General features: G+C 35.8%; 10 protein-coding genes and 1 pseudogene. All 11 read left to right on the plus strand.

The annotated features are described in order from the left end of the window. The first annotated feature begins 212 nt into the window (after positions 1–212). Complete coding sequence (locus RAO94_01020) at positions 213–374, plus strand: four helix bundle protein (GenBank protein ID MDP8320910.1); 162 nt, start codon at positions 213–215, stop codon at positions 372–374. Between the two features lie 242 nt (positions 375–616). Beyond that, positions 617–862 carry a four helix bundle protein gene (locus RAO94_01025; protein ID MDP8320911.1) on the plus strand — a complete coding sequence of 82 codons (246 nt, stop codon included), beginning with the start codon at positions 617–619 and terminating at the stop codon, positions 860–862. Further along, a complete protein-coding gene (locus tag RAO94_01030) occupies positions 859–1,662 on the plus strand; it encodes an ATP-binding protein (protein ID MDP8320912.1) in 804 nt (267 codons plus the stop codon). The genes RAO94_01025 and RAO94_01030 overlap by 4 nt, the downstream gene beginning before the upstream one ends. A gap of 160 nt (positions 1,663–1,822) precedes the next feature. Further along, positions 1,823–2,332, plus strand: a pseudogene (locus RAO94_01035) (four helix bundle protein). Positions 2,333–2,851: 519 nt separating this feature from the next. After that, positions 2,852–3,988 (plus strand): NAD-dependent epimerase, encoded by a 1,137-nt coding sequence (locus RAO94_01040; GenBank protein ID MDP8320913.1) that lies wholly within the window; start codon positions 2,852–2,854, stop codon positions 3,986–3,988. Positions 3,989–4,280: 292 nt separating this feature from the next. Next, complete coding sequence (locus RAO94_01045) at positions 4,281–4,661, plus strand: GxxExxY protein (GenBank protein MDP8320914.1); 381 nt, start codon at positions 4,281–4,283, stop codon at positions 4,659–4,661. A 737-nt stretch (positions 4,662–5,398) separates the two neighbouring features. Beyond that, complete coding sequence (locus tag RAO94_01050; GenBank protein ID MDP8320915.1) at positions 5,399–7,999, plus strand: LamG-like jellyroll fold domain-containing protein; 2,601 nt, start codon at positions 5,399–5,401, stop codon at positions 7,997–7,999. Between the two features lie 40 nt (positions 8,000–8,039). Continuing rightward, entirely contained in the window at positions 8,040–9,023 is a 984-nt protein-coding gene (gene rfaE1 / locus RAO94_01055) for a D-glycero-beta-D-manno-heptose-7-phosphate kinase (GenBank protein MDP8320916.1), read from the plus strand. Continuing rightward, positions 9,023–10,573 carry a sugar transferase gene (locus RAO94_01060; protein MDP8320917.1) on the plus strand — a complete coding sequence of 517 codons (1,551 nt, stop codon included), beginning with the start codon at positions 9,023–9,025 and terminating at the stop codon, positions 10,571–10,573. The genes rfaE1 and RAO94_01060 overlap by 1 nt, the downstream gene beginning before the upstream one ends. Positions 10,574–10,785: 212 nt before the next feature. After that, positions 10,786–11,148 (plus strand): four helix bundle protein, encoded by a 363-nt coding sequence (locus tag RAO94_01065; GenBank protein MDP8320918.1) that lies wholly within the window; start codon positions 10,786–10,788, stop codon positions 11,146–11,148. A gap of 249 nt (positions 11,149–11,397) precedes the next feature. Next, positions 11,398–11,763, plus strand: a 366-nt coding sequence (locus RAO94_01070) for a hypothetical protein (protein ID MDP8320919.1), incomplete at its 3' end; no start/stop codon positions are given.

Below are 11,763 nucleotides of genomic sequence, written 5' to 3' on the forward strand. Positions count from 1 at the left end.
TCACCAGTCACTAAATCATTGACATTTTTCTCTTAAAATAATACTGAGGAACTGAATAAGTATTTCGGAGGTTAACATGCATAAAACATTAGAAGCCGTTTATGAAGATATTTCTTTGGGAGAAGACAGCCAGCGTGAATTCAAGGAGAACATTCATAATATTAAAGCTTCACCTGTGAGTCGTGAGTCGTGAGTCGTGAGTAGGAGGTAATATGAATCATAAAGAGCTTGATGTTTGGAAAAAAAGTATGGATTTTGTTACCGAAATATACAATGTAACTAAACAATTTCCTAATGAAGAGAAATTTGGACTTACTAATCAAATTCGTAGAGCTGGAGTATCGATTCCATCCAATATTGCCTGCCCCGTGTAATATAATGTATTTTGTATATGTTCTGAAAAGTCTTAAAGACGGTAATATGTATATTGGTTTTACAAAAGATTTAGAGGAGAGAATTAATCGGCATAATAAAGGACTGGTTAATTCTACAAAGAATAGAGTACCTTTCGAATTGATCTACTACGAAGCTAGTAGGAATAAATATGATGCAATCCATAGGGAAAAGTATTTGAAAACTTCTTATGGTCATCGTTACTTAAAGAATAGGTTAAAAAATGATGCTTAGCAATAAAACATATTACACAGGGCAAGAAGGTGCAGCCAGAGGTACTAATAAGGATTTTATACGTTTCCTTCATATCGCTTTGGGATCTGCAACTGAAGTAGAAACGCAGATAATTATCACGATGAGATTAGGCTATGTTGATTCGGTAAAGCAAGATGATCTTTTATACGAGCTTAATGATATAAAAAAAATGCTCGTAGGTTTAATAAAGTATTTAAAGGGAAAATCAGTATGAGTTCAACTCACGAAGAAAATTCCGACTCACGACTCACTATTCACGACTCACTATTTAAACCCAATAGTCAACTATTTGCAGATGAGTTACCTGTTAATGCCGGTATTGAGAAAATTGATAAACTTATCTTCAGAGATTTCTTACGGCAGGAATATGGAACGGATTTACCAGACAATTCATTTGAATTATTGAATCTTCTGAAAAACATGAATTTAGCAACCGATAATGGGAAATTGAATTTAGCTGGACTATTTCTTTTTGGAGATAATCCGCAGGTGATTAAACCACAATTTATGATCAAAGCAATTTGTTACCCAGGTTTAGATATTCACCCCACAAGTTTTTTAGATAGTGAAGATTTCTCAGGAATACTTACTCAACAATTCTCAGGAGCAATGGGTTTTATCAGCAGAAATCTTCACAAAATACAGGGAAATAACGGTGTTAATTCACTTGGTAAAATGGAGATTCCGGCTTCAGTATTTGAAGAACTGATAGTCAATGCTTTGATTCACAGAGATTATCTTATTAGCGCTTCTATTCGCCTGTTCATATTTGATGATAGAATTGAAATAATCAGTCCTGGTTGTTTACCAAATACACTTACAGTAGCAAAAATATTGGCAGGAAATAGTATAATTCGTAATCCGATAATAGTATCCTTTGTGACAAAAAATCTTTTGCCATATAGAGGTATTGGTTCTGGCATTAAGCGAGCTGTAAAAGAATGGTCTGGCATACGATTTAATAACGATATAGAGGGAAATTTGTTTAAAGTCACTGTTTTTAGGAAAGGTTGAAAGATCGAAAGCGGGAAAGCGGGAGGGCTTGAAGGCACGAAAGCGGGAAGGCTTGAAGGCACGAAAGCGGGAAGGCATGAAAGCACGAAAGCGGGAAGGCTTGAAAGCTTGAGGGCATGTGCTTTCCATTTTTCGAGCTTGCGTATAAAAAGGGGGTGTTATGCGAATTTCCAATTATAAAGATCTTGAAGTTTACAAATTATCATTTAACTGTGCCATGGAAATTTTCAATTTATCTAAATGTTTTCCCAAGTCAGAGCGGTATTCTTTAACAGATCAGATAATTAGAGCTTCTCGATCTGTTAGTGCTAATATTGCCTGCCCCGTGTAATATAATGTATTTCTATATGTGATGAAAAGTATTTGAAAACTTCTTATCTTTGCTGTTTTTTGAAGAATAGATTAATAATTGATGTTCAGCAATAAAACAAATTACACAGGGCAAGAAGCTTTTCAAGCAAGAATTTACGAGAAAAGCTTCGTGTCAAAAATGGTCATTGCTCAATGCGAAGCTGCTGAAGTGCTAACATGGCTGGACTTTGCAATAAAATGCGAATATATGAACACTGAAAAACACGTAGATTTATCTGATGAGTATGGTCATATTATTGCAATGATAAAGAATATGATTAACAATGCTGAGAAATGGATTCTGCCGGGGAAGGGTTAGGAGGAAAGCGGGAAGGCGGGAAGGCACGATAGCTTGAAAGCACGATAGCACGAAAGCGGGAAGGCGGGAAAGCACGATAGCACGAAAGCGGGAAAGCGGGAAAGCACGATAGCGGGAAAGCACGATAGCGGGAAAGCACGATAGCGGGAAAGCACGATAGCGGGAAAGCGGGAAAGCACGATAGCTTGAAAGCTCGCTCCCTCGTGCCTTCATGCCTTCATGCCTTCATGCTCTCATGCTCTCATGCTCTCATGTCCTCATGCCCTCATGCCTTCATGCTCTCGTGCTCTCGTGCTCTCGTGCAGTACGATTTCATTGACATTTTTCTCTTAAATAATATTGATGAACCAAATTAGAAGGAATAATGATGAAAAGAATGAGGTTTTTAATGAATACAGCAGTAAAAGGTTTTGATATTTGTCTTTTTTCCCTTTTCACCCTTTCACTCTTTTCCACTTTTCCCCTTCAGCTCTTCTATTCTCTCTTTTTTTTAATAAAAAAATTACAGGAAGTTTAAAAATGTCTATTCACGATTCACAACTCACTTCTCACGATACAGATTCCGTCTCACGTCTCACGTCTCACGTCTCACGGATTTTAATCACCGGCTCTGCCGGTTTCATTGGCTATCATCTCGTTAAACGCTTAGTTGAAGATCACCAGTACGAAGTCATTGGGCTTGATAATATTAATGATTATTATGACCTCCGGGTTAAATACGGTCGGCTGGATGATTGCGGGATTCGGATGCAAAATATCAAACATAATGTTTTGATAGAGAGTGATAAATATCCTAACTACCGGTTCATTAAGCTGGATTTATATGATCAGAAAAACCTGGATAAGTTATTTGAAAACCAGCAGATTGATGTAGTGGTCAATCTGGCTGCTCAGGCAGGGGTACGCTATAGTATCACCAATCCTGATGCTTATCTTAAAAGTAATATCATCGGGTTTTATAATATTCTGGAAGCTTGCCGGCAGCACCAGATCAAGCATTTGGTGTTTGCTTCTTCATCAAGTGTGTATGGCTGGAATGAGAAATTGCCATTTAGTACTTCTGATAATGTGGATCATCCCATTAGTCTCTATGCAGCTTCTAAGAAAAGTAATGAATTGCTGGCACATTCCTACAGCGCTTTGTATAATATTCCCACAACAGGGTTAAGGTTTTTTACTGTTTATGGTCCCTGGGGTCGTCCTGATATGGCATTATTTCTTTTTACCAAAAAGATATTAGCTGATGTGCCAATAGACGTATATAATAAAGGTGAGATGATTCGCGATTTTACCTATATAGATGATATTATCGAAGGTGTTGTGCGAGTTATTCAAAAACCGGCCCAAAGTGATAAAGAGTGGTCAGGTAAAAATCCTGATCCCGGTTCTTCTCGTGCACCGTATAAAATTTATAATATTGGGAATAACTCACCAGTGAAGTTGATGGATTTTATCAAGGCTATTGAGCAGGAACTGGGTAAAAATGCAAAGATGAATCTAATGCCTATGCAGGCGGGTGATGTACCAGCATCGCAGGCGGATGTGAGTGATCTGGTGAGAGATTTTGGATATCAGCCGGGAACAAGTGTGGAGGTTGGCATAAGGCAATTTGTCAAATGGTACTTAGATTTTTATGGAAGCAACTCACAAGGCTAACGAAGAGATTATTAGCCGCGAACAAACGCGAACAAAAGAGAATGTCTTTTATGGTGTAAATAGTAATACAAATTGGTACATTGATTTTTTAGGGAAGCAACTAATAATGCTAACGAAGAGATTATTAGCCGCGAACAAACCGAACAAACGCGAACAAAAAGAAACTGTTATTTGAGTTTATTTACTTATGATAATGTGTCAATATATCAGTGGTGGTTATTATCAAGTGTCATCATTATTAGATACAAGTATTGGAAAACATTAATTGTTCGCAGCTAATAAAGGAGGAGCCATGAATTGGATTTATGCTGAGGAGTTTTATAAGATCAAGCAGGCTTGCATTGAAGTAAGGAAGATACTTGGTAATGGCTTAATGGAAAAAGTTTATGAAAATGCTTTGGCTTATGAATTAATGCAGGCAGGTTATCAGATTGAAACACAGAAGAAATTAACTGTTTTATATAAAGGGCAAATAGTAGGTGATTATTTTGCAGATATTGTCTTTGAGAACAAAATCATTATCGAAATGAAAGCCGTTGAGGAAATTTTAGATATTCATAAGGCGCAGCTATTAAATTATTTGGTGATTACGGGCTACAAACTGGGAGTGCTTGTTAATTTTCCGAATAATAAACACGGTGTAGAAGTTGAAAGATTTGCTAATACAAAGTAGAAACTTAAGCACCGAACAATCAAACTACTCCAATAAAGAAAATACAAGAGTTTTTTAGCCGCGAACAAACCGAACAAACCGAACAAACCGAACAAACGCGAACAAAGTTTCATTAGTGATAAGTGAAGAGTGATTGGACAAAAAAAGTCGTCTCACGACTCACAGCTCCAATTGCAAGTCACCATTAACCATTCACGTGAGTATTTGCACCGAACAAAACTAACAAAACTAATTAAAGAGATTAGTTGCCGCGAACAAACCGAACTAACGCGAACAAAAGAGAATATTATTTATCCATAATTGCTTGAGATGTTATCAGTTTATCAATTGCAGTGATTACCGAAGTTTCATAATAAGTACAGGATAATATTATTGTTCGCTGCTTTGATATTTTTTCTAGAGATAAAAGAAGCTTAATGTAAGATATTTTAGCCGCGAACAAACCGAACTGACGCGAACAAAAGAGAATATTATTTATCCATAATTGCTTGATCTGAACTATTGATATTTAACTGAATCAGCAAAATAATTTATCGGTTCAATAATAGGAATATTCAGGTCTTAATGCATTAATTGTTCGCGCTTGTTCGGTTTGTTCGCGGCAAAATAATTTTCAATATTTTATTTAAAAATCCAGGCGGAAGTCTGGATTTTTTCATTATATACCCTTAAATCAATAATAATTCTTGACATCATAACACTTAATTGTCCTCATAACAATACAATGGAGGCTCAATATGAAAAAAATTATTGTTATAAATATTATCATAATTTATATTTTCATATTGTCAGCTAATAATGCTCTCTATTTTGATGGGATTGATGATAAAATTGTTGTAGCGGAGAATACCAATGAATTTCCTACCTTGTTTACTGATCTGGATAATAATTCATTCACAATAGAATTTTGGATAAAAGTCTTGAATGAGACTCCAAGTGGAACAAGGATAGTAGATATAAAATATAGTTCAACATGTTATTTTTCGATAATATATTATTATCAGAAATTATGCTCTAATTTAAAAACTAGTTCAAATTTCATTCAACTTGGCAGTGACAACACACTATCTGAAAAATGGTATTATGTAAAATTTAAATGGAATTCTGAATCAGAAGAATTGAAGTTTTGGCTGGATAATGTTTTGCAATCTGGTTCAAGTCCAAGTATAAGCCAAGGTAATGATAATCATTTTTATGTAGGAACTAAGACAAGCTCAGGGACATATTTTAAGGGCGAAATTGACGAATTCAGAATTTGGGATAGTGTTTCTGTTGATTGGATGATAAAGGATGCTTTTCCTGATCAAATCCTGGGTACAGAAACTAACTTGTATCTATATTATGACATGGAGGAATTCTACCAAACAAGTCAGATGGAAGATAAATCTATTAGTGATTTTCATGGTGATTGTTCAACTTTTGATAGTTCCAGTTTTGATGAAATGACTGCCTGGCTTAATGGATTTCAATGTATAGAATTGGATGGAGTCAATGATTATATAAGCATTATAAATTGTCCTGAACTTAATTCTACTGATTACACTTATCTTCTCTGGTTCCAGGCGGATAGTTTTACTTCTGACCAGTATCTGTTCAGTAAAGGTGATGATGGCTATTATATAAAGATGGGCAGTGACCAGCAGTTCGATTTCAATGGTTATTCTACTTCAGATGTATCCCTTCAATCAAGCAGGTGGTATAATCTGGCAGTGAGTAAAAATCAGGATGAACACAAACTCTATTTAGATGGTCGGGAATTAGAACTGATCGGCTCCAGCAACTTTTCATCTAATTCTGATCCCCTGTACATAGGTAAACGGGAAAGTGCTTTATTTACAGGTAACATTGACGATATTCAGCTATATGATTCTGCTTTAACTAGTGAAGAGATTGCTGATATAATTTATACTAATTATCAGGTTCATCCAAATCTATTTGGCTGGTTTGATTGTAATCACCTGGATGGCAATATTATTTATGATCGAAATGGAAACTTACTAGCTAGTCTAATGGGTCTGGATGGTGGAATAATAACTACTCCTAATGAATTTAGCTTAAAAGATGCTACTAAATTTTGGGTAATTGATCAATATAATGGACTATTCATTTCAATACTACATTCAAATTATTTTCAAGATAGATGTGTTTTAGAAAATAATAGTAGTACAACTTTGATCGTTACTGAAGCATGGTATCCTGATTTAACTGCTGGAATTCAATATTGTATCTCAGATGCAGAGCGGGTTACCATTGATCTTATATATCCCGATGTTTTACCTGATGGTTACGATAATTCTCCTTTCACTATCTGGCAAAATCATCCTGCTGCTTACTCCTCTGGGCTTAGCATTCAGTCCACAGGAATAAGCAGTGAAAACTGGCTGCAAGGATCATGCAATACTGAAAACGGGACAACTTCTGAAGATATTAATGGTGGCTTGATCGACTATCGGCTGGCACGAGTATGGTTTTTTGATACGACTGGAACTTTAACCGGAGTAAGTATAGATTTTGATATATCTGCTATTTGTGGACAAGGAATAACTTTGGGTAATGTTAGTGATTATAGATTATTATATAGAGCTGGAGAGAGAGACTTATTCACAGCATTATCTGAAAATATTTCAGCTCAGATAATAAATGACAATACTATCAGATTTAACGGTTCTGCTTTAGACTCACCAGAAGGATATTACACAATAGGTGCTGTAAATAATGCTCCACTACCGGTTACATTGTCTTCCTTTACGGGGAACTGGACTGAGTCACGATGCATATTATACTGGCAGACGCTAAGTGAGGTAAATAATTCCGGCTGGAACCTGTATAGGGGAGAAGACATTGAACAGCAATTGCAGATCAATCCTTTGATAATACCAGGTGCAGGAACATCAACTGGGACCAGTCACTACTCTTTCGAAGATCAGTATGATGTAGATCCAGGAATTTATTACTATTGGCTGGAAAGCATATCACTCTTAGGTGCAACAGATCTATATGGACCAATTACTATCGAAATCCCTGTTGATAATGAAACAGAGTCACCTCCAATACCAGCTAAATATGGAATTTACTGCTTTCCCAACCCATTTAATCCCACAACCAGAATTTTATTTAATGTCCCCAAATCAGGAAATTATGATCTAGTTATTTATAACATTAAAGGGCAGTTAGTTAGAGAATTATTTACCAATAAATATCTGGAACAGAATCGGGATAATTTCTATCCTTGGGATGGCAAAAACCATAAAGGAAATAGAGCAGCAACTGGTGACTATTTAATAATATTAAAAGGAGAAGGTTTAAATTATTATAAAAAAATCACCCTGTTAAGCTAAAGCTTATTGACAAAACAAATAAACAATTAAAATTGATTTTATGAAAAATATAAATTTATCAAGTATTATCAAGATCATAGATAAATTTGATCAGCAGAAAGTCATTGTTGTCGGTGATTTGATGCTCGATCGTTATATCTTAGGCAGGGTAGAGCGTATTTCCCCCGAAGCTCCCGTACCAATAGTAAATGTCACAGGGGAGAAAAGCGTCCCTGGTGGAGCAGCAAATGTGGCTCTTAACCTTGTGAAAATGAAAGCGGATAGTATCATTGGCGGTATAATTGGTCAGGATCCTGATGGTGATGAACTGATAGATCAACTGATAAAGCAAAATGTAAATACAGCGTTGATCATCCAATCAAACAACCGCTCAACAATTAAAAAAGTGAGGATTAACGGACATCATCAGAATCTTTTAAGGATTGACTATGAAGATATCTATGATGCATCACCTGATGAATCAAAACAGCTATTTGATAAACTTACGGCATTGAATAATTCATCATATCTAATTATTTCTGATTATGCCAAAGGCAGTATTACTCCAGCTTTGATTGAAGATATTATTTTATGGGCAAGTCAAAACTCAATCAAGGTGATCATCGATCCCAAGCCTGTCCATCAGAAAAGTTACAAGAATTGCTATCTTTTAACTCCTAATAAAAAAGAAGCACAGGAAATGACCGGCATAAAAATTACCGATCTGGTTTCTTTGCAAAAATGTGGTGAAAAGCTAATGGAAGATAATTGCTGTCAGGTAGTGATCACATTGGGAGAAGAAGGAATGGCCGTTTTTGATGAAGATGCCCAGGCTCACATGATTCCTACCAGGGCTCGTGAAGTTTACGATGTATCGGGTGCCGGTGATACAGTAGTGGCAGCATTAACTCTTTCTCTTTGTACTGGAGCAACTTTGAAAGAAGCTGCTGAAATAGCAAATATTGCTGCTGGGATCAAGGTTTCAAAAACAGGAACTCACCCAGTATCGAGAGATGAAATTTACAACTTTCTAAAAAATCAGTAATGAAAATTCTAACCAAAAGAAAAATATCTATATTTCTCAATTTATTAATAGTAATAATTGCTTTCTTGATTTCAATCTGGCCCAAAGCTGCTACTGTGAGAGTATATCTACCCAAATACTGGCGTCCTTTTATCGGCTTCACTATTGTCTGGCTCTCAACTGCAATTATTAGTGGAAAATATAATTTTGACCTGAAGAAAAAATTTGTTGATAATTGGTTGATCATTTTCCGCTCTGATCTTGCTGGTTTTTCAATTATATTAGCTTCATTATATCTCTTTAATTATTTCTCATATTCCCGATGGATAGTTATTGGTACAATAGGAATATCATTTACATTAGAAACATTATTCTTCACTTTCTGGTATTACACTAAGAAATTTCAAAAAGACAAAGATATTTCCACTTATATAATCGCACCCCCAAAAGTATATGATGAAAGTGCCGAAGTTTTTACCAAGAAACTGATTGAATTACCTGAAACTACTGCAGAATCAGTTCTTCAGAAGCTAAAGACGATCTATTTGGAAGATGAGTTGACTCTTTTTGAATTTACTCAGCAGAACACCCAGTTAGACCGGATTCCTGCTGATAAAGCAGAAGCTCTCTACACACATCATATTTACAATATCAAGCACAAAGCACCCAATTCTCAGTTATTATTTGTCAATCTGCATGAAGTGAATGGCTGGAACCAGATCAATGAATATCTCAGACAGGTAAATCTAAATTTGCAAACTGGTGGTTATTTTGTCTCCTGCGGTGAAGATTATCGTAAAAGACATTTTAGATACTTTCAGAAATATCCTGGATTTCTGGCGATGATCGCTACTATAAATGATTTTATTTTTCGCAGGATAATTCAGCGAATTCCATTCATTCGAGAAATATATTTTGCGCTGTTTCAGGAGATGTATAAATCATTTTCTCAAAGTGAGATTCTCGGCCGGATAGTATATAATGGTTTCGATATTGTTGATATTCTGGAAAAGGATAATCTCTTTTATTTTGTTGCTCAAAAGCATACTGATCTTCCTCCCCGTGAAGATCCTATATATGGGCCCCTGATCAAGTTGAAAAGAGTTGGTAAATCAGGAAAAACTATTTATATCTACAAACTAAGAACGATGTTCCCTTATGCTGAATATTTACAGGAATTTGTTTTTCTGAAGAATAAACTGAAAAAGGGTGGTAAGATCAAAGATGACTTCAGGATCCTGCCCTATGGCAATCTTCTGCGTCGCCTTTGGATTGATGAATTACCTCAAGTTATTAATCTTATTAGAGGAGATATTAAGCTGGTAGGGGTTCGTGCTATATCAACGCACTATTTCGGTTTATATTCTTCTGAAACCCAGAAGTTACGCAAAAAAGTTACCCCAGGATTGATCCCTCCATTTTATGTTGATATGCCTCATACTTTCAAAGAGATCATGGAATCTGAAAGCAGTTATATCAAAAAGTATCTGAAATCACCGATAATTACCGATATCGGCTACTTCTTCAAAGCATTATACAACATCATCTTCCGCCATGCAAGATCGGGATGAAGACGGGAGTCGTGATACGTGAGAAGTGAGAAGTGAGACGGGAGAAGTGAGAAGTGAAGAGTGAGTCGTGAATCGTGAGCCGTGAGACACGAAAACTTGACTGGTTGATAGTTTTTTGAGGCACATTATATGACAGATTATCCACCGAAATTTATAGATGGCTCGATTCACAACTCACGGCTCACGATTCACGAAATACAAAGGAGTTTTTTATGAATATTAAAGATATGGATATCTGGAAGAAAAGTATTGAGTTTGTAGTTAAAGTCTATCAGATAACCAGTGAATATCCATCAGAAGAGAAATTCGGAATTATTAATCAAATGAGAAGAGCAGCGGTTTCTGTTTCATCAAATCTTGTTGAGGGTTCAGCACGACACTCAGATAAGGATTTCCTTCGGTTTCTATATATTTCACTCGGCTCCATTGCTGAAGTAGATACACAGATTATAATTTCTCAAAAATTGAATTACATCTCCCTAAAGCAATTAGAAAATATTAGCAGAGATGTAACCAATCTTAAGAAAATGTATCTTGGTTTAATTAAATACCTTAAGGAAAAGCCTGCTAAATGAAACACAATCCACCGAAATCTAATGATGACTCGACTCACGACTCACGACTCACGACTCACGAATTCCGACTCACGACTCACGACATCCGCCTAACAAAGCAACACCTTAAAGAACTAACCCGTCTTAAAACAAAAAAAATCCGCATTGCTTGAGATGCTTATATGATATATTTTGTAAGTTTTAGATTGTCTGCGTACCCAGACCATCCTTGGTCTGATTGATTATATTTATTATAAAAAGGAATGTTACATGAAACATAATCCACCGAAATCTATAGATGACTCGACTCACGACTTGCGACTCAAGAAGCAACACCTTAAAGAATTAACTAAACTGCATAATAAAAAAAACAGATCTGAACAAGGTCTAATACTGGTAGAAGGGAAAAGACTACTCGACCAGATACATAATAATGGAATTGTGATCAAGGAGCTTTTCTGTCTTGAAGATGATAAAGATAAATTTGAATATTTGCAACCTCAAGCTATTACTTACTGTGAACCATGGCAACTTGATAAACTGGCTCAAACTAAAAATTCTCAACAGGTTGTGGGTTTAATAAAAGCTGAAAAACAGCCCATAATTAAAAAGGATTTTGTCCTTTATCTCGATAGT

Origin of the sequence: Candidatus Stygibacter australis (assembly GCA_030765845.1) — a bacterium.
Classification (GTDB): Bacteria; Cloacimonadota; Cloacimonadia; order Cloacimonadales; family TCS61; genus Stygibacter; species Stygibacter australis.

Excerpts from the sequence above, each read along its gene's own strand:
- RAO94_01020 (MDP8320910.1), top strand. The coding sequence starts at position 213 with ATGAATCATAAAGAGCTTGATGTTTGGAAAAAAAGTATGGATTTTGTT.
- RAO94_01040 (MDP8320913.1), top strand. The coding sequence starts at position 2,852 with ATGTCTATTCACGATTCACAACTCACTTCTCACGATACAGATTCCGTC.
- RAO94_01050 (MDP8320915.1), top strand. The coding sequence starts at position 5,399 with ATGAAAAAAATTATTGTTATAAATATTATCATAATTTATATTTTCATA.
- RAO94_01065 (MDP8320918.1), top strand. The coding sequence starts at position 10,786 with ATGAATATTAAAGATATGGATATCTGGAAGAAAAGTATTGAGTTTGTA.
- RAO94_01045 (MDP8320914.1), top strand. The coding sequence starts at position 4,281 with ATGAATTGGATTTATGCTGAGGAGTTTTATAAGATCAAGCAGGCTTGC.
- RAO94_01030 (MDP8320912.1), top strand. The coding sequence starts at position 859 with ATGAGTTCAACTCACGAAGAAAATTCCGACTCACGACTCACTATTCAC.
- RAO94_01060 (MDP8320917.1), top strand. The coding sequence starts at position 9,023 with ATGAAAATTCTAACCAAAAGAAAAATATCTATATTTCTCAATTTATTA.
- RAO94_01025 (MDP8320911.1), top strand. The coding sequence starts at position 617 with ATGATGCTTAGCAATAAAACATATTACACAGGGCAAGAAGGTGCAGCC.
- rfaE1 (MDP8320916.1), top strand. The coding sequence starts at position 8,040 with ATGAAAAATATAAATTTATCAAGTATTATCAAGATCATAGATAAATTT.